Genomic DNA, 21,970 nt, shown 5'->3' with positions numbered 1-21,970 from the left:
CCTCGGCGGGATCGGAATTAATCGAACGTATTAATGTCGAATGCTTCTACGCAACTCGGCCCTTCAAAGACTTGGATGCATTATCTGGATTTGTATATTGCCGTCGAGAATACGACATTGAGGCACCGACTAATCTGCTGCGGGAAAAGTAAAAATGCCCGTCGGTCGAACTCGTCTACCCGTGAAGTCAACACCAGGTTTACGCAAAAAGTATGCTTGATGGCGAAGGGCGGCCTCGCCGGGAGAGCCCACCTCACGCATGCGCTTCCCTGCCGCGATAGACCTCCGGATCGGGGATCGGAACTGCGGCGATTAGTGCGCGGGTGTAGTCATCCCTCGGGTTCTCGAAGATATCCCGCCGCGTGCCGGTTTCGATGATGCGGCCGGCGCGCATGACGGCGACGTTGTGCGACATGCGCTCGACCACCGCCATGTCGTGGGAGATGAAGAGATAGGCGAGCTCCATCGTTTCCTGCAGTTCGAGGAGCAGGTCGAGCACCCGGGCGCGGACGGAGACGTCAAGCGCTGCGACGCTTTCGTCGGCGACGATCAGCTTCGGCTCCAGTGCTAGCGCCCGGGCAATGCAGATGCGCTGGCGCTGGCCGCCTGAAAATTCGTGCGGATAGCGCGTTGCCGCATCAGGCGTCAGGCCGACCCGGCGCAGCAGTTCGGCGACGCGGTCCTGCCGTTCACTGCGGTTGCCGATGCCGTGGATGACCATCGGTTCGCCGATCGTCTTGCCGACGGCCATGCGCGGGTCGAGCGAGGCATAGGGATCCTGGAAGATCATCTGCGCCGAGCGGCGCACGGGCCGCATCTCGCGCTGGCTGAGGCCGGCGATATTGCGGCCGTCGATCAGCACGTTGCCCTTGAAGGGGATGAGGCCGAGCGCGGCCTTGCCCGTCGTCGATTTGCCGGAGCCGCTTTCGCCAACGAGGCCGAGCGTTTCCCCCGGCAGGATATCGAAGGAAACGCCGTCGACGGCTGCAACCGGCGGCTTGCCCCGGAAAATCCGGCTTGCGGCGTTGCCGTAGGTAACGGTGAGGTCGCGCACGTTCAGCACCGGCGTGCGGTCCGGATGCAGCGTCTCGACGGCGCGCTGGGTGATGCGCGGCGGGCGGTCGGTGCCGGCAAGTGCGCCGAGTCTCGGGACGGCGGCTAGCAATTGCTGGGTATAGGCCTCCTTCGGCCGCTGGAAGACGGCGAGCGCTGTTCCCTGCTCGACGATCCGGCCATTCTGCATGATGACGACACGGTCGGCCATTTCGGCGACGACGCCCATATCGTGGGTGATGAGGATGATCGAAGCGCCGAATTCGCGCTTCAACTCGCGCATCAGCCTCAGGATCTGCGCCTGCACGGTGACGTCGAGTGCTGTCGTCGGCTCGTCGGCGATCAGCACCTTCGGCCGGCAGGAGAGCGCCATGGCGATCATCACCCGCTGGCGCATGCCGCCGGAAAGCTCGTGCGGATATTGCTTCAACCGCCGGGCCGGCTCGCTGATCTGCACGGCATCGAGCATCTTCAGCGCCACCGCCTCGGCATTCTCGCTGCCCTGGTGCGCGCGGATTGCCTCCGTTAACTGGTTGCCGACCGACATGACCGGGTTCAGCGAGGTCATCGGTTCCTGGAACACCATGGCGATATCGCCACCGCGCACGCTACACATCGCCCGGTCGGAAAGCTTGAGCAGGTCGCGCTCGCCAAGCAGCACGCTGCCGGAGGCGACCTTCAGCGATGCTTTCGGCAAGAGCCCCATGATCGACAGCGAGGTGACCGACTTGCCGGAGCCGGATTCGCCGGCAATACAGAGCGTTTCGCCGCTTGAAAGCTCGAAGCTGATATCCTGGAGCACCGGCTTGCGGCCTTCGGGTGTGCGGGCATCGACGTTCAGATTGCGAAGGCTGAGCACCGGCGCTGCGGCTGGCATGGCTTCGTTCACGCGAACACGATCCTCGGGAAGTAGAAGGAAACCACCCAGTTCGGCTGGTCGACGATCTCGCTGATCCGGAGATCGCCGCAGACCGAGCAGAGCAGATAGGCATCGATGGCGCTCATGCCGTGTTCGGCGCCGAGAAGATCGATCATCCGCATGACGCTTTCGCGCGCCCCGGTCATCAAATCAGGGCCGATGCCTGTCGTGACCTCGTAGCCGGCGCCGTCGAGGTGGCGGGTCACCGGTTCGGTCGTGGTGAAGCGCGGCGTCTGCAGCTTGGCGTCTTTGACGAGCTCGATCGTCGCTTCGACGTTCATCTGGCTTTCGATCGCCGTGCCGCAGACTTCGCCATCGCCCTGGGCGGCATGGGTATCGCCGATCGAAAACAGCGCGCCGTCGACCTCGACGGGCAGGTAGAGCGTCACCCCCGCCGTCAGGTCGCGGATATCCATGTTGCCGCCGACGCGACGTGGGGGAACGACGGAATGGGTGCCGGGCTCGGCGGGTGCGACGCCGATCGTGCCGGCGAAGGGCTTCAGCGGTACGCGGCCGCCCGGACCGTATAGAGCGGGCACCATGCTGTTGGCGTCATAGGACCAGACGTGCAGCGCCGGATCCGTGAACTGATCGGCGAGCAGGCCGAAGCCTGGGATATTGGCCGTCCAGCCGACGCCCGAGGGAATGAACTTGCGCAGCGTCACCTTCAGCGCATCGCCGGGCTTGGCGCCTTCGATATAGACCGGGCCGGAGACCGGATTGATCTTGCCGAAATCGAGCGCGTTCAGCGTTTCCAGGGTCGCGTCGCTTCCGAGCTGGCCACCTGATGAATCCATGCATTCGAAGTGGATCGTCTCGCCGGGTTTGGCGACGACAGCGGGGGCGAAATCCTTGTTCCAGCCGAAATTATGCTGGGCGCGGTGAATGGTGTGGGTGCAGGCGATGCACATGTCGTGTCTCCCTCAATTTTATGATGCCTTCCCGGCAGGAACCGGGAAGGCTTTGTTTCTTCAGGGCTTATTGCTTCACGAAGATCGCGTCGTAATTGATGACGCGGGTCGGATCGATGTAGATGTTGTCAGCACCGCCCATGCGCAGCGACTTGGCGACGACGCGGCGTTCGTTGATGACAGGGATCCACGGCGCATCGGCCATGATGTCGGTGAAGATCTTGCCCCAGGCGGCAGTTCGCTCGGCCGCCTTTGCCGGATCGGACATCGAGTCGGCGGCAACGGCGCGCTTGTCGAGATCGGCGTTGCAGTACCATGACCAGTTCCAGCCGCCCGGAACTGCGCCGGCGCAACCGAGGATCGGGCCATAGAAGTTGGACGGATCCGGGAAGTCGGCGATCCAGGCCATGCCGCCCGACCAGATCATCGGCGCTTCGCCTTCCGTGCCGCCGGCCGAGATGACGTTTGCCTGGGCCAGCGCCCGGACTTCGGCCTTGACGCCGATGGCGGCCAGATCCTGCTGGATCGCCTGGGCGATACGCGGCTGCGGATCGGTATTGGTGGAGTAGAGCACGGTCTCGAAGCCGTCGGGATAACCGGCTTCGGCCAGCAGCGCCTTGGCTTTCGCCACGTCATAGGCATAGCCGGTGAAGGCCTTGTCGTAGCCCGGCATCAGCGGCGGCAGCGGCTGGTTGGCAGGCGTTGCGCGGCCGTTGAGGATTCGGGTGATGCGCTCCTTGTTGATCGCCATGTTCAACGCCTGGCGAACCTTGACGTTGTCGAAGGGCTTCACCTTGGTGTTCAACGTGATGTAGCCGGTGTGCAGCTGTTCGCCGTCGACGATCATCTGCGCGCCATCGGCCGAATTCTTGATTTCGAGGAATTTTGCCGGCGGAATGCCGTCGCCGGCAATATCGACCTCGCCCTTCTGCAGGCGCAAGAGCGCTACCAGCGGCTCCTGGCCGACCTCGACCTTGAAACTGTCGATATAGGGAACGCCCTTGACGAAATAATCCTTGTTGCGCTCGAAAACGAGCTGCTGGCCGATCGTCCAGTCCTTCAGGATGAAGGTGCCGGAGCCGACCGGCTTCTTGCCGAAGTCGCCGGCGGCTGCCTCGACGGCTTCCTTCGGCACGACTGAGGCGAAGTTGATGGCGAGCACGTGCAGGAAGGTGGCGTCGGGACGCGAGAGGTTGAAGATGACCGTGCTGTCATCCGGGGTCTCGATGCCGGAGAGCGTCGTCGTCTTGCCGCCGGTTTCATCCTCGAAGCCCTTGATGGCGCCGAAGAAACCGGCGCCAGGCCCTTGCGTCTTCGGGTCGACGGCGCGTTCGATCGAATATTTCACGTCGGAGGCGACGACCTCGCGGCCGTTCGAGAACTTCACGCCCTTGTGCAGCTTGAAGGTATAGGTCAAGCCGTCGGGCGAAACGGTGAAGCTTTCGGCAAGCGAGGGAACCGGGTTCGGCGTGCCTGGCGCATAGTCCATCAGGCGGGAGTAGAGGCTCTTGATCATCGACCAGTTGACCCAGTCGTAGCCGATCGCCGGGTCGAGCGTGGTGATGTCGTCCTTGTAGGTGACGACGATATCGCCGCCCTGCTTGGGCGTTTCCTCAGCCATGACGGACAATGGGGCGAGCGCCACCATCGTTGCCATGGTCGTCTGTTGCAGCCAGCGTTTGAACATCTTGGTTCCCCTTCTTTGGTTGCTGTCAGCGTGTGCGGATGCGCGGATCGATGACCGGCGCGATGAGGTCGGCAAGCAGGTTGCCGATGATGATGGCAAGCGCCGAGGTCAGCGTGACGCCCATGATGATCGGGATGTCGACCTGCTGGATCGCCTGCCAGGCGAGCTGGCCGATGCCGGGCCAGCCGTAGACCGCCTCGACGACCACCACGCCGCCCATGAACTGGCCGATATCGATGCCGATCATGGCGATGATCGGCAGCACGGCATTGGGCAGTGCATGCCGCAGGATGACTCGCTTCGAGGAAAGACCCTTGGCGCGCGCCGTGCGGACATAATCCTGGTTCAGCACGTCGATCATCGACGAGCGCACCATGCGGGCGTACCAGCCGGCGCCGCAGATGCCGAGTGTTACGGCCGGCAGGACGAGATGCGAGAAGCTGCCGTAGCCACTCATCGGAAACCAGCCGAGCGTTGCCGCCAGCAGGTAGAGCAGCAGCAGGGCAACAAGGAACTGCGGCGCCGAGGTGCCGACGAAGGAGGCCATCATCACCAGCCGGTCGACGAAGCCGCCGCGGCGCACGGCGGCGATGGTGCCGAGTGTCAGGCCGAGCACCACCTCGACGAAGATGCCGGCAAGCATCAGCGTCAGCGTCGCCGGCAGGCGGGCGGCGATCAGCGTCCAGACATCGGTCTTCTGCGCATAGGAGCGGCCGAGATTGCCATGCAGCAGATTGCCGAGATAGGTGCCGAACTGGACCAGCAGCGGCTGGTCGAGGCCGAGCTCATGGCGGATGTTGGCGACCGTCTGGGCGGTGGCGCTTCGGCCGGCGATCATCCGGGCCGGGTCTGCCGGAAGGGCGTAGAGCAGCACGAAGGTGATTGCCGCGACACCGAGCAGGATGAGAGCCGCCTGCGCCAGCCGGCGCAGCATGAGTGACGCCATCAGCCCCTCCCGCGCTGGGTCGGGTCGAGAATGTCGCGCAGCGCGTCGCCCACCAGATTGAAGGAAAGCGCCGTCAGAAGGATGATCGCGCCCGGAATGAAGACCAGCCAGGGGGCGGCCTGGAAATAGCTTTGGCTCTCGAAGATGATGTTGCCCCAGGAGGGCTGCGGCGGCTGGACGCCGACGCCGAGGAAGGAGAGCGTGGCCTCGAGCAGCACGGTGGTGGCGATGCCGAGCGTTCCCCAGACGATTGCCGTCGGCATGAGATGCGGCAGGATATGCATGAAGAGCACGCGCATATGGCTGGCGCCGAGCGAGCGTTCGGCCATGATGAAATCGCGCTCCACCAGGCCGCGCGTCTCGGTATAGACGATGCGTGCGACCTGCACCCAGTTGACCAGCGCGATCACCATGGCGACGATCCACAGGCTCGGCTTCAGCAATGCGGCGAGCACGATGGCGAGCAGCAGCGCCGGAAAGGCCATCATCAGATCGGTGAAGCGCATCAGGATGTTGCCCGGCAGTCCGCGGAGATAGCCGGCGACGATGCCGACGAAGAGGCCGATCGCCACCGCGATGCCATTGGCGACAAGGCCGATGATCAGCGAGGTGCGGGCGCCAAAGAGCAGGCGCGAGAAGAGGTCGCGGCCGAGCGTGTCGGTGCCGAGAAGATAGGGACCGCCCGGCGGCAGCGGCGCGCCTTCGAGCGAGAGGCCGTCAAACATCTGCTCGTCGGGACTGAACGGCGCGATCCACGGCGCTGCGATGGCGAGCGCGATGACGAGTGTGACGACGATCAGGCCAAAGAGCGCCGTCGGCTGGCGGATCATCTGTTTCAAGACATGCATCAGCCGGCCTCCGGCAGGGGTTCGGCACCCGCCAAGATGAAAGCTGATATCTGCTCCATCGGCAGGCGGCGGCGCATGGCGCAATTGCGCAGGATCGCGTAAGCGCTCTCCTCGTCGATGCCGTGTGCGGCCTGAAGCTTTTCGACGGCGGCGTGCACGAGCGGCCGCAGCCGGACGCGCTCTTCGAGATATTGCAGCTTCTCCGCCGTCGCTTTGCGCTCCTGATGAAGGGAGACTGCCATGACGAGCGCCGGATAGACGGCCGATGTGGCGATCGGCTTGGCGATGATCGCGCCGGCACCCTGTCCGAGCGCCCAGGCGATACGGCCGGGCGCTTCCGAGCCAAGCAAGGCGACAACGGGACAGGCCGGCGTTTCGCCGTTCCAGGGCAGGAGATCGTCCCAGCCCTGGTCGGCATCGACGATGACGAGATCAGGCAGTACCGCGGCCGAAAGCGGCGCCCATTGCAGCGTTGCATGAATGCCGAGCAGGCGAAGCTGGCGGATCAGCTTTTCGGTGTTGCCGTCCTCGCGATGCAGGACCATCGCCTGCCAGCCGGTGAAATTGGGTGTCTCTCTCATGACACCACCCTCAGCCGTGGAAAGGCCGGGCGGTTGCGGCCGGTCAGATAGGGGTCGGCAGCGAGCGGCGGCCGCGAGGCGACGACATCGAAGCCGTTGTCGGCGTTGATCCGGCCGAGATGGAAGGGCAGGGCGGCATGATTGGTCTCGCGGTCGATCGAAAGCGTGCCGAACGGGGTCGGCCAGGATCGATTGTAGAGCTCACGCCGGACGGCGTCGGGCTCGTCGCCGCCGGCAGCGACGATCGCGTCGACACAGAGCCGGACGGCCGTATAGGCGCTGGCAAAGACGCTGGAGACACGCCGCTCCGCGCCGTGACGCTCAGTGACGCGGGCCTTGAAGGCGACATTCTCGGGGGTCGCGATACTGTCGAAATAGGAAGCGGCGCAAAGCTGGCCGGCGGCCGCACCGGCGGCGATATCGTCGAGTTCGCATTCCATCAGGTCGCAGCTGACCACGGGGCAGTTTTCCGCGCGGAAGGCCGGGTCGCGATCACCGAGAGCCTTGATTGCCTCCAGGAAGGCATAGCTCGACGGGCCGATCAGATTGTTGAGGATGAAGCTCGGGCGGCGTTGGGCGATCTCGGCGACGATGCGCTCGACGGCGGTTTCCTCGAGCGGAAGATAGCGTTCGCCAAGCACCTCGCCACCGGCATTGGTAATGAGTTCGCGGGCGAGCCGGTTCATCTCCCAGCCCCAGACATAGTTGGCGCCGACGAGATAGGGCCTTGCGCCGTAACGCGGGATCAGGTGCTCGAAAAGCGGCAGCAGATGCTGGTTCGGGCAGCCGCCGACATAGATGACGTTCTCGTTGGCCTCGAAGCCTTCATAGGGGCACATGTACCAGAGCAGGCCGTCATGTTTTTCGACGAGCGGGATGACTTCCTTGCGTGCCGCCGAGGTAATCGTTCCGACAATATGGCGGCAGCCGGCGCGCAGAAGATGGCGCGCACCGTCGAGATAGGCGGCAAGATCGGCATGCGGATCGAAGAAGACGGGTTCGATCGCCACCCATTCGACGCCGGCATATTCGGCCATCGCGAAATCGGCGCCGTCGCGCGCGTCGCGACCCATCGAGCCGTAGGGGCCGGTGGTCGAAAAGAGGATGCCGATTTTCAGCGCGTCATTCATGAAGTGACCACATCAAAAACCCCACGACGCTGGTCCCATCGAGCGATGAGGCGTCATGGGGCGAAACTGCCCAGAGACTATCGGAGTCATGTCAACGCGGCAGGCCTTCTGCCTAATCCACAGGCTTGAGTAAAATACAGGCAGCTTATCTTTGTCAAGTGTGCTGCGCTGCACTCGCAGTCATTTGATCTTGTTCGTTCGGTAGAGCCACAAAAGGACGCTGTTCTAGCTCAAATCATGCAGATCCCTGGTGATCGCCGGCCCGATCGAGAATTCGGAAAAGCGCACCGTCAGTCCGCTACGCTCCGGTGTGCAGGCCGTGGGTCCGACCTCGTAGTGATCGGCGGCCGGGAAGGGGGCGAGCCGCAGCAGCGGCCAGAAACTCCCATCGCGCGAAGCCTGGATGCGCAGCGCGCCGTTTGCGAGGGTGACGCGGATGCGAAAATCCTCCAATTCCTTGAAGGGCTGCGCCACGGACCAGTCGGACTTGCCGTCGGTGACGACGGTGCTGAGGAAGGCTTCGCCGTCGGTGAACTCGACGCCTGTTTTCACCCAGCGTGTCTCGTCGATGCGCACCATCAGTCCGGCCTGGTCGTAGAGCGTGCGGAATTCGCCTTGGACGCGGATCTGCGCGGTGAAGCCGTCGCCGGTGGGAAAGGCGAGGAAATGGCCGCTGTCGCGGGTGAAGCCATAATGGGTCTCGCGCCAGAAATCGGTTTTCTCGTCGGTCGTCAGGGTGAGACCGGCTTCGTTCGCCAGCCAGTCTGCCGGCTCGTTCAACCATTTGCCGTCGTTGAAATCGATGTTCATCCTGTTCTCCCGTTCCGTCAAAGCCTTGCCACAGGGCGATCGCCTCACCTTGGCATAATGCCCGGCTGTCGTGCAGAGGGCGAGCCGCAGCCGAAGATGGTGTTTCTTCGGAGTCGCGCTACTCGTGAGGGCATAATCCGTCGCTCGTGCTTGACAGGATCGATCCATCTCCTATTCTGTTACAAAAAGATGAATTACATAATTGTGGAACTAAACGGGAGCCCTCACATGAAAACATTGGTCGCATTCCTTCTCGGCACTGCGCTCGTCGCCCTGCCTTCGACGCTCCTTGCCCAGGAAAAGGGCGGCGTCATCAACGTTGCGACGATCGGTGAGCCGCCGACGCTCGATCCGATGTCGTCGACGGCCGATCTCGTCGGCATCGTCACGCAGCACATTTTCGAAACGCTCTACACCTTTGACAAGAGCTGGAACGTCACGCCGCTTCTGGCCGAAAGCCTGCCTGAGATCAGCGCCGACGGCAAAACCTATACGATCAAGCTCAGGACCGGCATCAAGTTCCACGACAATACCGACATGACCTCGGAAGATGTCGTCGCCTCGCTTGGCCGCTGGATGAAGATTGCCTCGCGCGGCAAGCAGGTGGCCGGCTTCATCGACAAGGTCACCGCGGTCGATCCGGCGACCGTCACGATCACGCTGAAGCAGCCCTATGCGCCGCTGACCTCGCTGCTTGCCTTCAACAATTCGGCGGCGATCATCATCCCGTCCGAAAAGCAGGACGAGCCGATGAAGGAATTCGTCGGTACCGGTCCCTATATGCTGAAGGAGCGCAAGGCCGACCAGTATATCCAGCTCGTCCGCTTCGACGGCTATAAGTCCCGCGAAGGCGACAGCAACGGTTATGGCGGCGCCCGCCATCAATATCTCGATGAGATCCGCTTCGTGCCGGTGCCGGATCCGAACACCCGCGTTGAGGCCGCTATTTCCGGCCAGTATGATTATGTCGACTCGATCCCGGTGGAATCCTACGACAAGCTGAAGGCCTCCACCGCCTCGCAGCCGATCATCCTCAAGCCCTTCGGTTATCCGGTCTTCGTCTTCAACACGGCCGATGGCATCAACAAGAATGTCGAAGTCCGCAAGGCGATCCGCCAGGCGCTCAGCATGGAAGACATGCTGGCCGCGGCTTTCGGCAGCAAGGATTTCTACGCGCTCGACGGCGCCATCTATCCGAAGACCTTTGCCTGGTCGACGGATGCTGGCGTCGAGGGCGCCTATAACGTCGCCGATCCGGAAGGGGCGGCCGCTGCCGCCAAGAAGGCCGGTTACAACGGCGAACCGATCCGGATTCTGACCAGCCGCCAATACGAGTTCCATTACAAGATGGCGCAGGTCGCCGCCGAATATCTGAAGCTTGCCGGCTTCACCGTCGATATGCAGGTTGTGGACTGGGCGACGCTGACGCAGCGCCGCACCGATCCGAAGCTCTGGGATATCTACATCACCCATAGCCCGTTCCTGCCGGAGCCGGCCCTCATCGGCTCGCTCTCGACCAGCTCGCCGGGCTGGTGGGATACGCCGGCCCGCAAGGCCGCCGTCGATGCCTTCACTTCGGAAGTCGATCCGAAGAAGCGTGTGGCGCTCTGGGCCGATGTCCAGAAGGCCGTCTATGCCGACGCACCCTTCATGAAGATCGGCGACTTCAACGCCGTTTCGGCAGAATCGACCAAGCTCGAAGGCGTCGATCCGGCTCCGTGGCCGTATTTCTGGAATGCTTCGATCAAGAAGTAAACATCGCCGCCGGTACCGGCCTTCCCTGGCCGGTACCGGTCTTCTTTTTTGCAGCATCTGCAAAGGTTTGCCAGGCATTCATGATACGCTACATCCTCCAGCGCCTGTTCGGCATGATCGTCGTGATGTTTCTCGTCGTCACGATCGTCTTCATCATCGTGCGCGTGACGCCGGGAGATCCGGCCGCCGTCATGCTCGGGCCGGATGCAACGCCGCAGGATATTGCCGACCTCAGGTCCCGGCTCGGCCTCGATCAGTCGCTCGGCCTGCAATATGTCTATTATATCGCTCAGCTGCTAAAGGGCGATCTCGGCCAGTCGATCTTCCTCAACATGCCTGTCACCTCGGCCTTGCTCGACCGCGCCGAGCCGACCTTCTTCCTGACGCTGTTCTCGCTTGCGATTGCCAGCATCATCGCCTTGCCGATCGGCATCTATGCCGCCTATCGGCGCGGCTCCTTCGTCGACCAGGCGGCAACGACGCTGGCGATGTTTGCCGCCAGCATTCCGAGCTTCTGGCTCGGCCTCATCCTGATGCAGTTCTTCGCGGTCAGGCTCAATCTCTTTCCGGTCTCAGGCTATGGCGGTCCCGGCTCGACCTTCTTCGAGCGGATGTATCACCTGACGCTGCCCGCCTTTGCGCTCGGCATCGTCTCCTCGGCGCTGATCCTGCGTTTCACCCGCGCTTCAATGCTCGATGTGCTCGGCGACGACTATATCCGCACGGCCCGCGCCAAGGGGTTGATCGAGCGCCGGGTGATCCTCAAGCACGCGCTGAAGAATGCGCTGATCCCGATCCTGACAGTGATCGGCCTGACGGCAGCGGTGCTGATTTCGGGCGCCGTCGTCACCGAAACCGTCTTCGGCCTGCCGGGCGTCGGCAATCTCGTCGTCTCGGCGGTTCTGCGCCGCGACTATCCGGTCATCCAAGGGGCGCTGCTCGTCATCGCCGCGCTCTACGTGCTGATCAATTTTGCGATCGACATGCTTTATCTGTTGATCGATCCGAGGGTGCGCTACTGATGGCCGATATCGCAATCAAGTCAGTCGAGGGCGAGGGCAGCAAATTCGCTAAGCGCCTGCTCAAACGCAAGACGGTCGCCTGCGGCCTGCTGATCCTGACGATCTTCGTGCTTCTGGCGGTCTTCGCGCCTGTTGTCGCACCCTATTCGCCGTCGAAGCTTTCCATCGTCAACCGGCTGAAGCCGCCGGGCGGCACCTTTTTCTTTGGCACCGACGAGTTCGGCCGCGACGTCTTTTCGCGCACGATCTTCGCCGGCCGCCTGTCGCTGCTCGTCGGTGTTGCGGTCGTGACCCTGTCGGCCGTGATCGGCGTGACGCTTGGCCTGCTTGCCGGCTTCTTCCAGAAGCTCGATACGCCGATCGCCCGGCTGATCGACGCGATGATGGCGTTTCCGGATATTCTGCTGGCGATCGCGCTCGTCGCCGCCCTCGGCCCGTCGCTGACGACTGTCATCATCGCGCTGTCGATCGTCTATGCGCCGCGCCTTGCCCGCATCGTCCGCGCGTCGACACTGGTCATTCGCGAACTGCCCTATGTCGAGGCGGCAAGGGCGCTCGGCATTTCCACCTTCCATATCATGACGCGGCATGTGCTGCGCAATCTGCTGTCGCCGATCCTGGTGCAGGCCACCTTCCTTTTCGCCAGCGCGATGCTTGCCGAAGCCGGCCTGTCTTTCCTCGGCCTCGGCGTCAGCCCCGAAATCCCGACCTGGGGAACGATGATCGCCGCCGGCCGCCAGTATATCGGCCAGGCCGACTGGATGACGCTGTTTCCCGGCGTCGCCATTATTCTCTCCGTGCTGTCGCTGCAGATGGTCGGCGACGGCCTCAGGGACATGCTCGATCCAAGACTTCGCAAGGATCTTTAATCTGCCGACCAAGCGTCGGCCCAATCGAAATTCGCATGACAGGAGTTTGCGTGAATCAGTTTCCTACCGCCGCCGGCAAGGTCGAGAACTCGCCTTACGAACGGCTTGCCGCCCTCGGCATTACGCTTCCGCCGCCACCGCCGCCGATCGCCAATTTCGTGACGCACGTAGTCGAAGGCAACATGCTCTACCTCTCCGGCCAGGGACCGCGCGAGGCCGACGGCTTCATGCATGCCGGCAAGGTCGGCGCCGGCGTCAGTGTCGAGGAGGCCTACGGTCATGCGCGGCTGACCGGCATCAACCTGCTTGCAGTCATGCATGACGCGCTCGGCGATCTCACCCGGGTCAAGCGGGTGGTGAAACTGCTCGGCATGGTCAATGCCGTGCCTGAGTTCGAGGATCATCCGAGCGTCATCAACGGCTGCTCGGATCTGCTGATCGCAGTCTTCGGTCCGGCCGGCGAACATGCTCGCTCGGCTGTCGGCTTCGGCTCGCTGCCCGGCAACATCACCGTCGAGATCGAGGCGATCGTCGCCTTGCACGGCTGATGGGAGCTCGACACACTTGATCGACCGCCCCATGTTTCGTTTTTCGACCCAGAATCCTGGAGATCTCCATGTCCACTGATATCCGCCCGTCGCTCGGCCTGCGCCCTGTCATCAATGTATCGGGCACGATGACCAGCCTCGGCGCATCGATCGTCGTTCCCGAAGCGATCGAGGCGATGGCATCGATCCTGCCTCACTTCGTCGAGATCAACGATCTGCAGCGCAAGGCAAGTGGCGTCATCGCCCGGCTGACCGGCGGCGAGGCGGGCTTCGTCACCGCCTCTTGCTCGGCCGGCATTTCGCTCGCCGTCGCCGGCGCGATCACCGGCAACAATCTGCTGGCGATCGAGAGGCTGCCGGATGTCGTGCCGGAGAAGAACGAAGTGCTGGTGCAGATGGGCCATGTCGTCAGTTACGGCGCTCCTGTCGACCAGGCGATCCGGCTTGCCGGCGGCAAGGTCGTGCTTGTGGGGCAGGCGACCTCGACGCATCGCTTCCACATGGAAAATGCCATCACCGACAAGACGGCAGCTGCCGTCTATGTCGTCTCCCACCATGTCGTCGACTACGGCCTGTTGAACCTCAAGGAATTCGTCGAGATCGCCCATGCCAAGGGCGTGCCCGTCATCGTCGATGCGGCCTCGGAATATGACCTGCGGATCTTCCTGGAGCAGGGGGCCGATATCGCACTCTACTCCGGCCACAAATTCCTCGGCGGCCCGACTTCGGGCATCGTTGCCGGCAGCAAGGAGCTGGTGCGCCACGCCTTCCTGCAGAATATGGGCATCGGTCGCGGCATGAAAGTCGGCAAGGAGAGCATCTTCGGTGTCATGGCGGCACTCGAAGCCTGGGAAAATCGCGACCATGCCGGCATCCGGGAACGCGAGACCAGCTATCTCAACCTGTGGAAGCGCACGCTCGACGGCCGCCCTGGCCTCACTGCGCTGATCGAGCCTGACCCGACCAACAATCCGCTCGATCGGCTGCGCCTGATCGTCGATCCCGAGCAAGCCCATATCACCGCCTGGGATCTGGCGGATGCGCTTGCCAAGGGCAGCCCGCCGATCATCGTGCGCGATCACGAGGTGGAGCACCGCTATTTCTACCTCGACCCGTGCAATCTGCACCCGGGCGAGGAGACGATCGTCGCGGAGCGCCTGGCGCAGGAACTCGACAAGGCGCGCGCCTCCAACGAGATCATCGCAACGCCGATCGAGAACCGCAGCAGGCACCGCTTCGACGGTGCGCTGCGCTGGCCGGATTGATCCGCCGCTTACCCGTCGCAAAAGGAACCGACATGGCCAGTGCCCAAATGCAACCGATCCAGACGACGACCGACGTTCTTTCCGTCGAAAGGCTGACGACGTCCTTCCTGGTGGACGGCGTCTGGAAACCGGTCGTGCGCGATGTTTCCTTCACGGTGGCGCCAGCGGAGACGGTGGCGATCGTCGGCGAATCCGGCTCGGGCAAGAGCGTCACCTCTCTCTCGATCATGCGGCTGCTGCAGGCGGACACAAGCCGTGTCGAGGGCCGCGTCATGCTCGGCGGACGCGACCTGCTGGCATTGCCGGAAAATGCCATGCGGCAGGTGCGCGGCAACGAGGTGGCGATGATCTTCCAGGAGCCGATGACATCGCTCAATCCGCTCTTCACCATCGGCGGGCAGATTTCCGAAGCACTGCTCTGCCATTCCGACATGAGCAGGGCCGATGCCAAAGCCGAGACGATAAGGCTGCTGGAAAAGGTCCGCATCCCCTCGGCCGCTTCGCGCTTCGGCGAATATCCGCATCGTTTCTCCGGCGGCATGCGCCAGCGGGTGATGATCGCCATGGCGCTCGCCAGCCGACCGAAGCTATTGATTGCCGACGAGCCGACGACGGCGCTCGACGTGACCATCCAGGGCCAGATCCTCGATCTCATCAAGATGCTGCAGGACGAGGAGGGGACCTCCGTTCTCTTCATCACCCATGACATGGGCGTCGTTGCCGAGATCGCCGACAGGACGGTGGTGATGTATCGCGGCGAACAGGTGGAAAGCGGCGCCACCGCCGATATCTTCCACCGTGGCAAACATCCCTATACGAGAGCGCTACTATCAGCCGTGCCTGTGCTCGGTTCGATGCAGGGCCGGCGAAGGCCGCTGCGCTTCCCGGTGGTGAATACGGCAACGGGTGAATCCGACATTCCCGCCGAGGCCGCCGATACCGTCGCTGCGACGCCGGTCCTGCAGGTGAAGAACCTTACGAAGCGCTTCGACATTCATTCCGGTCTCTTCGGCCGGCTGACCAGCCGCGTGCACGCGGTCGAAAACGTCTCCTTCGATCTTCATGCCGGCGAGACGCTGTCGCTGGTCGGCGAATCCGGCTGTGGCAAATCGACGACCGGCCGCGCCATCATGCGCCTCATCGAGCCACAGGCCGGTTCCGTTCTGGTCGAGGGCAGGGAGGTGCTCGGCCTCGACAGAAAGGATCTGCGCGAGATGCGCAAATCCGTGCAGATGATCTTCCAGGATCCCTTTGCCAGCCTCAATCCGCGCATGACGGTCGGCGCAGCGATCGCCGAACCCTATCTCGAACACAGGATGGGCAATTCAAAACAGGCAAAGGACGTCGTCGCCGACCTGCTGGTGAAGGTCGGTCTATCGGCGGATATGGCCGCGCGTTATCCGCATGAATTTTCCGGCGGCCAGCGCCAGCGCATCTGCATCGCCCGCGCGCTTGCCTTGCAGCCGAAGGTCATCGTCGCCGATGAAAGCGTCTCGGCGCTCGACGTTTCGATCAAGGCGCAGGTCATCAACCTGATGCTGGATCTGCAGCAGAGCCTCAACCTTGCCTTCCTGTTCATCTCGCACGACATGGCGGTGGTCGAACGCGTCAGCCACCGGGTGGCGGTGATGTATCTCGGCGAGATCGTCGAGATCGGCCCACGGGCCGCGGTTTTCGAAAATCCGCAGCATCCCTATACGAAGAAACTCATTGCGGCAGTGCCCGTGCCCGATCCAGACCGCCGCCATGAAAAGCGGATGGTGGCGAACGACGAGATCAAGAGCCCGATGCGATCAGTCGACTATCAGCCCGCGAGCACTTCTTATCGCGAGGTCGGGCCGGGCCATCTGGTCATGGCCGATCGGTAGACTTGCCATCGCGTTTCGGATTTGGCGGGCACTATTCCATCGCCAGGATCATGTTGCGCACGACGGGGTAGATTTCGCCTTCCCAGCGGCGGCCGTTGAAGACGCCGTAATGTCCGACATTGGCCTGAAGATGATGGCGCTTCAGATGCGGGCGCAGCCCCCGACAGAGATCGTGCGCGGCCGAGGTCTGGCCGAGGGCGCAGATATCGTCGCGCCCGCCCTCGACGGTCAAAAGCGCGGTGTTGCGGATCTGGCCCGGATCGACCTTGCGGCCATGGTGGGTCAAGTCGCCGGTTGCGAGTTCCGCTTTCTGGAAGACGCGTTCGATGGTCTCGATGTAGAATTCCTCGGTGAGGTCGAGCACGGCGAAATATTCGTCATAGAAATTCTTGATCTTGCCGGCCTCGGCGGTCTCGCCCTTCGCCAGATGGTCGTAAAGCTTGCGATGAGCGTCCTGGTGGCGCTCCATGTTCATCGACATGAAGGCGACGAGCTGGAGGAAGCCGGGATAGACGCGCCGTCCGGCGCCCCGATAGCGCCAGGGAACAGCTGCGATCAACGAATTCTCGAACCAGGCGAGCGACTTCGACACCGCGAGTTCGTTGACCTTCGTCGGGCTTTCGCGCGGGTCGATCGGCCCGGCCATCAGCGTCATGGTGCGCGGGGTGGCGGGATGCCGCTCTTCCGACATCACGGCAACGGCGGCCAGCGCCTGCACGCAGGGTTGGCAGACGGCGAGGATATGAGCACCCGGACCGATCTCCTCCAGGAAGCGGATGATATAGTCCACATAATCGTCCATGCCGAAACGCCCTGCCGACAGCGGCACGTCGCGGGCATTGGCCCAGTCGGTGATATAGACGTCGTGATCGCGCAGCAGGGTCTGCACGGTGCCGCGCAGGAGTGTGGCGAAATGACCGGAGAGCGGCGCGACGACCAGCACCCGCGGTCGCGGCGCGTCTGTTTCCGCTGCAAAGCGCAGCAGCGTGCCGAAGGGCATGTCGAGCACGGTCTCGACGGTGACGGGTGCCATGCGGTTGCCGATCATCGCCGAGGTGATGGCGAAGTCTGGACGTTCGTGGGTGATCTCGAAGCGTGAGATCATCTCCAGCGCAGCAGTGAAGTGCCGGCCCATACTGCCGACAGGTTCCCAGAACGCTGTCGCGGAGAAGATCTGCAGGCGCCGTGCCAGATCGCGCAGGGGCGCGATGAGATCATCCTGGAACTGATAGGCCTGATAGAGCATGGCCGAAATCTCCCGCACTGCCGCATCGATGCGGCGGTGCAAAAAATGCTAGTGGAATATGTCCTGCCATGCGAGAAGATTATCGAGGAAGAAGCAACATTGTCCGACAAGGATAGAGCCCGATGTCGCAGGCGGCACTGACGATTTCCTCGAAGAACTACTCCTCATGGTCTCTGCGCGGCTGGCTGCTTTGCCGGATGGCGGGGCTAGACTTCGCCGAAGTCCTTGTGGAGCTGGATGACGAGGCGCGCCAGGAACTGCTTCTGCTTTCACCGTCGGTTCTGGTGCCGAGGCTGACCCATGACGACGTGACGGTCTGGGACACGCTGGCGATCGCGGAATATCTCCACGAGGTGGCGCCCACTGCCGGGCTCTGGCCCGCCGAGCGCGCGGCGCGCGCCCGCTGCCGGTCGGTCTCGGGCGAGATGCATTCGGGTTTCCACAATCTGCGCTCGGCATTGCCGATGAACCTCAAGGCGCGGCATGCAAGCTTCAAGATATTCTCGGGCGCGCGGCCCGATGTCGAGCGCGTCAAGGCGATCTGGACCGAATGCCTCGAGGCAAACGGCGGGCCTTGGCTGTTCGGGACCGCGCCGACCGTGGCCGATGCGATGTACGCGCCGGTCTGCACCCGCTTTCGCACCTATGCGGTGGAGTTGGAGCCGCGGCTTGCAGCCTATGTCGGGACGGTGCTGTCTTGGCCGCTGATGGGCGAATGGACCGAAGGGGCGTTGGTCGAGCCGGACGAGATCGTCGAGCTGGAAGTCGAGTTCTGACGGAAACGCTGCCAGGCGGCTCCGCATCGATTTTCACGGTCGAATTAAGAGTTGCCTGGAAGGTGAGCCGCGCATAAAGCAGATGCAGTGCCAAATGCCGCGAAGCCTGGACCGATGAACAGAGATTATTATTCCAAACTCGGCGGATTGCCGCCGCAAACCGAACTGCTTTCCAGCAAGGCCGTTTTCACCACCGCCTATGCGGTCATCCCGCGCAGCGTCATGACCGACATCGTCACCAGCGTCCTTCCGCATTGGACGGGGACACGGGCATGGGTTCTCTCCAGGCCGCTCTCCGGTTTTTCCGAGACCTTCTCGCAATATGTGATGGAAGTTCAGCCGGGCGGCGGAAGCGACCGGCCGGAGCCCGACAAGCGGGCCGAAGCGGTTCTGTTCGTCGTCGAAGGCGAGATGACAGTGGAACTCGAAGGCGTCAGCCATGCGCTCCGGGCCGGTTCGTTCGCCTATCTTCCGGCGGGTTCGCTCTGGCGCCTGAAAAACGGCGGCTCGACGGCGGCAAAATTCCACTGGATTCGAAAGGCCTTTCAGGAGGTCGAGGGGCTGGAGCCACCACCGGCGATCGTCACGCATGAGGACGAACATGCCATCTCGGCGATGCCGGATACCGATGGACGCTGGGGGACGACCCGGTTCATCGATCCGGCCGATGTCCGCTACGACATGCACGTGAATATCGTGACTCTGGAGCCGGGCGCCGTGATCCCCTTCATGGAAACCCATGTCATGGAGCATGGTCTCTATGTGCTGGAGGGCAAGGCGGTTTATCGGCTGAACCAGGATTGGGTCGAGGTCGAGGCCGGCGACTTCATGTGGCTGCGCTCTTTCTGCCCGCAGGCATGTTACGCGGGCGGCCCGGGCCGGTTCCGCTATCTGCTCTATAAGGACGTCAACCGTCACATGACGCTCTGGTAGGATCTATCGCAGAGGGACGATGAAGCTCGAAAGCGAACGTCTGATTTTGAGGCCCTGGCGACAGGATGATCGCAAACCCTTCGCTGCGATCAATGCCGAACCCGACGTCGTCAGATATCTCAATCCTCTGACCGACGAACAGTCGGATGCGATGCTCGACCGCATCGACCTTCACTTCGAGGATCATGGCTGGGGGTTCTGGGCGCTGGAGGAGAAGGCAAGCGGCGCGTTGATCGGCCTCTGCGGCCTCAACAATGTTTCGCCGGCTTTGCCGTTCGCCCCGGCAGTCGAAATCGGTTGGCGGCTTTCAGCGTCTCGCCACGGCGCCGGGTATGCGCGCGAGGCCGCGGAACGGTCTCTCGACTTTGCGTTCAACGCGCTGAAGCTTGACCGCATCGTCAGTTTCACAGTGCCCGCAAACAGCAATTCCTGGGGTTTGATGAGACGGCTGGGGATGAGCCGGATCGGTGAGTTCGATCATCCCAATTTGGCCGAAGGGCATCCGTTGCGCCGTCACGTGCTCTACGAACTGCGATCATCAAACGATATGTGACCAACCCACGCGTCGACATCAACCGCGGGGATCGCGCTCATATTTACGCAACTTATAATTGTAAAAGTGGCGTAAGATATCTTATGGAACTTCTGCTTGGTTCTGGGTTGTACGTGACCAATGATCCTTTTCGTTGGTCCGGATTGCAAGGCCGGATCCAGAAAGAAGGATGCGGCAGGACAAATCGACATTAGAAAATGGCCTGTCGCCCTTTCAAATCAACCAGTTTTCGACCTGCAAAGCGCGGATACGCATGAACTCGCCCATGTTCGCCGTCACCAGAACTGCTCCGAGGGCAGAGGCGTGGGCGGCGATGAATAAGTCATTTGGACCGATAGGCTTGCCAGCAGCCTCCAGTTCAGCCCGGATGCCACCGTATTCAGCATTGGCGGGCAGATCCAGCGCAAGCACCGGTACGCTGCCAAGGATGGCTTCGATCTGTGCTAGAAGTTTCGGTGATCCCTTCTTGGCGCACCCGTAGCGCAACTCCGACGCCGTGATAATGCTGACGCAAATTGCATCGGGCCCAACCTCGGCGATGCGTCGGGTGATTATGCCCATCGGGTTTCGAGCAAGCTCCGAGACGATATTGGTGTCCAGCATATAAAGCCTGCTCACAGGTCGATTGCCTTCACAGGAAGCAGGGTATCGTCGACATCGGGAAACTGATCTTCAGGACCAAGCGGCTCCAAACCAGCCAGAACTTCCAGGAGGTTCTTCCGGTGCACAGGCTCTATAATGAGCCGATCGCCGTCGCGGTGGATCATCACTCGGTCACCGGGTAGCTCAAAGTCAGCCGGGATTCGTACAGCCTGGCTCTTGTTGTTTCTGAAAAGCTTGGCCTCCCGCTGGGGATTAGGCTCTTGATGTCGGGAATTGACCACGTCGGACTCCTATGTATATACACATGCATATACATGGCATCGGCGAAGATTTCAAGTGGGATCTGGCTTGGGGCGGTTCGTGGTTGAGATTAGAAATCATCGAGTGAAATGGGATAACATCTCAGAGAAGCTATCTGAGGCCCGGAAGGTGTTGTGCTAACCACGTAACCCGATCTTTGCCGGAGTTTTATCGGTCAGGCCGTTCGTCCAAGGGTCGAAAGTGCATCCTGCAGTCTAAGCGCCGCCAGTGCCTCGGTTGCCTCATCCGAAGACCATCCCGCTTCCAGCGCCGCAGACAGGACCAGCGATTCCGTTTGAAGCTCAAGCTTCTCATAAAGCGGCTCGATGGCTTCGCGCGCTGTTACCACGTGCTGGTCTGGTGGGGTGATGGGTGTGGCGGCAACCGTAGGCATGAAATGCTCCTCCTATTGAACGCTAAGGTTCGAAACCCGTTCGGGGCATCCTTGTTCCATTCATATCGCCTTTTCGGTCTTCGAGAGGCGATGCGAAAGATGACGACGCCACATATGGCGAAATTTCCTCCATCGCAGGAACGCGCGAATGATGATTGCCGGCGGAATCTTCTTGTGGTCGCCGACAGTCCCCTGCCTGGTGATAGATGCGTTCGGGTCGAGCAGAAACGCGACCAACGTGCTTGCACTCTGCGCCTCTAGTTCGAGCTTGTCATCAGATAAATGCAGCCCCTGCTCGCCTTCGGCGAAGGTCTGCTGATCGACGACAATGGATCCGCTAAAGATATAGAAATAGAGGTCTCGGCCTTGTTTCTGCGGGAATTCCACCCGTACGCCCGCGTCCAGCCGCATGTCGAAGACGTCGATTGCGCTGCGGACATAGAAGGGGGCGCCCTCACCTTCCGGCCCGACCAGGTGACGCCAGGCGTTTGCAGCGGCAGCTGGCATCGGCCCGTACTGGATCTTCGGCTCCAGATCGACCGCATAAGGGCGAACGAGGATCTGCAGCATTCGCAGAGGCGGGTCGGATGCCAGCGTCTCTTCGGAATGCCAAAAGCTTTTTCCCGCATTCATCACCATCAGATGGTCACGGTCGATCACCTGCCGGCCAGCGGCTTTGTCGTCGTGACGCATAACGCCTTCGGGCACCCAGGAAATAATCTCGTCGTTGCTGTGCTCGTGCATGGCGATCAGGCGGCCAGGATCGAGGATCGATTCAACGACCATGGCGAGAGGGCCTTGGCCGTGATCGGTCGGCTTGGGCTTCAACCACCCCGGCATGTTGATGTGCGCGACGAAGCCTCCCATATTCCGCACCACGAATGTTCGTTCGCCCTTGAGCAGCATCGCATCCTCCATGCTTGCAAGCGCCGGGCCATTACCGCGCCGTGCGT

22 protein-coding genes are annotated in these 21,970 nt (G+C 62.1%); 9 read left to right on the top strand and 13 right to left on the bottom strand.

Annotated elements, in window-relative coordinates:
* Positions 1 to 253 precede the first annotated feature (253 nt).
* The 8 genes from U5G49_RS24750 to U5G49_RS24715 all read right to left on the bottom strand — a co-directional run bounded on the left by U5G49_RS24750 (position 254) and on the right by U5G49_RS24715 (position 8,885).
* Positions 254 to 1,942, bottom strand: coding sequence for an ABC transporter ATP-binding protein (locus U5G49_RS24750; RefSeq protein WP_193444134.1), 1,689 nt, complete (start codon positions 1,940 to 1,942; stop codon positions 254 to 256).
* On the bottom strand, positions 1,939 to 2,883 hold the full coding sequence (locus U5G49_RS24745; RefSeq protein WP_113543839.1) for an acetamidase/formamidase family protein: 945 nt from the start codon (positions 2,881 to 2,883) through the stop codon (positions 1,939 to 1,941). Before U5G49_RS24745 ends, U5G49_RS24750 begins: the two co-directional genes overlap by 4 nt.
* A gap of 67 nt (positions 2,884 to 2,950) precedes the next feature.
* Positions 2,951 to 4,570, bottom strand: coding sequence for an ABC transporter substrate-binding protein (locus U5G49_RS24740; protein ID WP_193444133.1), 1,620 nt, complete (start codon positions 4,568 to 4,570; stop codon positions 2,951 to 2,953).
* A gap of 25 nt (positions 4,571 to 4,595) precedes the next feature.
* Positions 4,596 to 5,516: an ABC transporter permease gene (locus U5G49_RS24735; protein ID WP_018495195.1), complete on the bottom strand. Its 921-nt coding sequence runs from the start codon at positions 5,514 to 5,516 to the stop codon at positions 4,596 to 4,598.
* Positions 5,516 to 6,364 (bottom strand): ABC transporter permease, encoded by an 849-nt coding sequence (locus tag U5G49_RS24730; RefSeq protein ID WP_193444132.1) that lies wholly within the window; start codon positions 6,362 to 6,364, stop codon positions 5,516 to 5,518. The genes U5G49_RS24735 and U5G49_RS24730 overlap by 1 nt, the downstream gene beginning before the upstream one ends.
* Positions 6,364 to 6,945, bottom strand: a complete 582-nt coding sequence (locus U5G49_RS24725; protein WP_193444131.1) for an ANTAR domain-containing response regulator — start codon at positions 6,943 to 6,945, stop codon at positions 6,364 to 6,366. The genes U5G49_RS24730 and U5G49_RS24725 overlap by 1 nt, the downstream gene beginning before the upstream one ends.
* Positions 6,942 to 8,075, bottom strand: coding sequence for a transporter substrate-binding protein (locus U5G49_RS24720; protein WP_193444130.1), 1,134 nt, complete (start codon positions 8,073 to 8,075; stop codon positions 6,942 to 6,944). The genes U5G49_RS24725 and U5G49_RS24720 overlap by 4 nt, the downstream gene beginning before the upstream one ends.
* A 225-nt stretch (positions 8,076 to 8,300) precedes the next feature.
* Positions 8,301 to 8,885 carry a DUF1349 domain-containing protein gene (locus U5G49_RS24715; protein ID WP_193444129.1) on the bottom strand — a complete coding sequence of 195 codons (585 nt, stop codon included), beginning with the start codon at positions 8,883 to 8,885 and terminating at the stop codon, positions 8,301 to 8,303.
* Positions 8,886 to 9,113: 228 nt separating this feature from the next.
* Between U5G49_RS24715 and U5G49_RS24710 the strand changes: the two genes are divergently transcribed.
* The 6 genes from U5G49_RS24710 (at position 9,114) to U5G49_RS24685 (ending at position 16,212) form a co-directional block, all read left to right on the top strand.
* Positions 9,114 to 10,640 (top strand): ABC transporter substrate-binding protein, encoded by a 1,527-nt coding sequence (locus U5G49_RS24710; protein WP_193444127.1) that lies wholly within the window; start codon positions 9,114 to 9,116, stop codon positions 10,638 to 10,640.
* A gap of 80 nt (positions 10,641 to 10,720) precedes the next feature.
* Positions 10,721 to 11,662, top strand: a complete 942-nt coding sequence (locus U5G49_RS24705; protein ID WP_193444125.1) for an ABC transporter permease — start codon at positions 10,721 to 10,723, stop codon at positions 11,660 to 11,662.
* Positions 11,662 to 12,531: an ABC transporter permease gene (locus tag U5G49_RS24700; RefSeq protein ID WP_131605524.1), complete on the top strand. Its 870-nt coding sequence runs from the start codon at positions 11,662 to 11,664 to the stop codon at positions 12,529 to 12,531. Before U5G49_RS24705 ends, U5G49_RS24700 begins: the two co-directional genes overlap by 1 nt.
* Before the next feature lie 35 nt (positions 12,532 to 12,566).
* Entirely contained in the window at positions 12,567 to 13,079 is a 513-nt protein-coding gene (locus U5G49_RS24695; protein ID WP_131605525.1) for a RidA family protein, read from the top strand.
* A 68-nt stretch (positions 13,080 to 13,147) separates the two neighbouring features.
* Complete coding sequence (locus U5G49_RS24690) at positions 13,148 to 14,344, top strand: aminotransferase class V-fold PLP-dependent enzyme (protein ID WP_028732590.1); 1,197 nt, start codon at positions 13,148 to 13,150, stop codon at positions 14,342 to 14,344.
* A 32-nt stretch (positions 14,345 to 14,376) separates the two neighbouring features.
* Positions 14,377 to 16,212: an ABC transporter ATP-binding protein gene (locus U5G49_RS24685; protein WP_193444123.1), complete on the top strand. Its 1,836-nt coding sequence runs from the start codon at positions 14,377 to 14,379 to the stop codon at positions 16,210 to 16,212.
* A 31-nt stretch (positions 16,213 to 16,243) separates the two neighbouring features.
* On the opposite strand, the gene U5G49_RS24680 is transcribed toward U5G49_RS24685, so the two are convergent.
* Complete coding sequence (locus U5G49_RS24680; protein ID WP_193444121.1) at positions 16,244 to 17,458, bottom strand: polyhydroxyalkanoate depolymerase; 1,215 nt, start codon at positions 17,456 to 17,458, stop codon at positions 16,244 to 16,246.
* 122 nt (positions 17,459 to 17,580) lie between these two features.
* On the opposite strand from U5G49_RS24680, the gene U5G49_RS24675 reads away from it, so the two are divergent.
* From U5G49_RS24675 to U5G49_RS24665, 3 genes are all read left to right on the top strand, one after another.
* On the top strand, positions 17,581 to 18,234 hold the full coding sequence (locus U5G49_RS24675; RefSeq protein WP_193444118.1) for a glutathione S-transferase: 654 nt from the start codon (positions 17,581 to 17,583) through the stop codon (positions 18,232 to 18,234).
* Between the two features lie 114 nt (positions 18,235 to 18,348).
* A complete protein-coding gene (locus U5G49_RS24670) occupies positions 18,349 to 19,167 on the top strand; it encodes a bifunctional allantoicase/(S)-ureidoglycine aminohydrolase (RefSeq protein WP_028732586.1) in 819 nt (272 codons plus the stop codon).
* Positions 19,168 to 19,186: 19 nt separating this feature from the next.
* Complete coding sequence (locus U5G49_RS24665) at positions 19,187 to 19,720, top strand: GNAT family N-acetyltransferase (RefSeq protein WP_193444116.1); 534 nt, start codon at positions 19,187 to 19,189, stop codon at positions 19,718 to 19,720.
* Between the two features lie 213 nt (positions 19,721 to 19,933).
* On the opposite strand, the gene U5G49_RS24660 is transcribed toward U5G49_RS24665, so the two are convergent.
* From U5G49_RS24660 to U5G49_RS24645, 4 genes are all read right to left on the bottom strand, one after another.
* Entirely contained in the window at positions 19,934 to 20,338 is a 405-nt protein-coding gene (locus U5G49_RS24660; protein ID WP_193444114.1) for a type II toxin-antitoxin system VapC family toxin, read from the bottom strand.
* Positions 20,335 to 20,604, bottom strand: coding sequence for an antitoxin (locus tag U5G49_RS24655; RefSeq protein ID WP_193444112.1), 270 nt, complete (start codon positions 20,602 to 20,604; stop codon positions 20,335 to 20,337). Before U5G49_RS24655 ends, U5G49_RS24660 begins: the two co-directional genes overlap by 4 nt.
* A 194-nt stretch (positions 20,605 to 20,798) precedes the next feature.
* Positions 20,799 to 21,017: a hypothetical protein gene (locus U5G49_RS24650; protein ID WP_003547964.1), complete on the bottom strand. Its 219-nt coding sequence runs from the start codon at positions 21,015 to 21,017 to the stop codon at positions 20,799 to 20,801.
* A 60-nt stretch (positions 21,018 to 21,077) separates the two neighbouring features.
* Entirely contained in the window at positions 21,078 to 21,923 is an 846-nt protein-coding gene (locus U5G49_RS24645; protein WP_193444169.1) for a pirin family protein, read from the bottom strand.
* Positions 21,924 to 21,970: the final 47 nt, after the last annotated feature.

The organism is Rhizobium indigoferae (assembly GCF_034554815.1).
In the GTDB taxonomy this organism is placed as follows: domain Bacteria; phylum Pseudomonadota; class Alphaproteobacteria; order Rhizobiales; family Rhizobiaceae; genus Rhizobium; species Rhizobium leguminosarum.
Note: the sequence above shows the minus strand (reverse complement) of the source record. Positions and strands in the feature narration are given on the sequence as shown.

Bases quoted from the DNA above. Each gene is read 5' to 3' on its own strand.
- U5G49_RS24670 (WP_028732586.1), top strand. From the start codon at position 18,349: ATGAACAGAGATTATTATTCCAAACTCGGCGGATTGCCGCCGCAAACC.
- U5G49_RS24650 (WP_003547964.1), bottom strand. From the start codon at position 21,017: ATGCCTACGGTTGCCGCCACACCCATCACCCCACCAGACCAGCACGTG.
- U5G49_RS24735 (WP_018495195.1), bottom strand. From the start codon at position 5,516: ATGGCGTCACTCATGCTGCGCCGGCTGGCGCAGGCGGCTCTCATCCTG.
- U5G49_RS24745 (WP_113543839.1), bottom strand. From the start codon at position 2,883: ATGTGCATCGCCTGCACCCACACCATTCACCGCGCCCAGCATAATTTC.
- U5G49_RS24665 (WP_193444116.1), top strand. From the start codon at position 19,187: ATGAAGCTCGAAAGCGAACGTCTGATTTTGAGGCCCTGGCGACAGGAT.
- U5G49_RS24675 (WP_193444118.1), top strand. From the start codon at position 17,581: ATGTCGCAGGCGGCACTGACGATTTCCTCGAAGAACTACTCCTCATGG.
- U5G49_RS24700 (WP_131605524.1), top strand. From the start codon at position 11,662: ATGGCCGATATCGCAATCAAGTCAGTCGAGGGCGAGGGCAGCAAATTC.
- U5G49_RS24685 (WP_193444123.1), top strand. From the start codon at position 14,377: ATGGCCAGTGCCCAAATGCAACCGATCCAGACGACGACCGACGTTCTT.
- U5G49_RS24730 (WP_193444132.1), bottom strand. From the start codon at position 6,364: ATGCATGTCTTGAAACAGATGATCCGCCAGCCGACGGCGCTCTTTGGC.
- U5G49_RS24680 (WP_193444121.1), bottom strand. From the start codon at position 17,458: ATGCTCTATCAGGCCTATCAGTTCCAGGATGATCTCATCGCGCCCCTG.
- U5G49_RS24690 (WP_028732590.1), top strand. From the start codon at position 13,148: ATGTCCACTGATATCCGCCCGTCGCTCGGCCTGCGCCCTGTCATCAAT.
- U5G49_RS24715 (WP_193444129.1), bottom strand. From the start codon at position 8,885: ATGAACATCGATTTCAACGACGGCAAATGGTTGAACGAGCCGGCAGAC.
- U5G49_RS24720 (WP_193444130.1), bottom strand. From the start codon at position 8,075: ATGAATGACGCGCTGAAAATCGGCATCCTCTTTTCGACCACCGGCCCC.
- U5G49_RS24645 (WP_193444169.1), bottom strand. From the start codon at position 21,923: ATGCTGCTCAAGGGCGAACGAACATTCGTGGTGCGGAATATGGGAGGC.
- U5G49_RS24705 (WP_193444125.1), top strand. From the start codon at position 10,721: ATGATACGCTACATCCTCCAGCGCCTGTTCGGCATGATCGTCGTGATG.
- U5G49_RS24710 (WP_193444127.1), top strand. From the start codon at position 9,114: ATGAAAACATTGGTCGCATTCCTTCTCGGCACTGCGCTCGTCGCCCTG.
- U5G49_RS24725 (WP_193444131.1), bottom strand. From the start codon at position 6,945: ATGAGAGAGACACCCAATTTCACCGGCTGGCAGGCGATGGTCCTGCAT.
- U5G49_RS24695 (WP_131605525.1), top strand. From the start codon at position 12,567: ATGACAGGAGTTTGCGTGAATCAGTTTCCTACCGCCGCCGGCAAGGTC.
- U5G49_RS24740 (WP_193444133.1), bottom strand. From the start codon at position 4,570: ATGTTCAAACGCTGGCTGCAACAGACGACCATGGCAACGATGGTGGCG.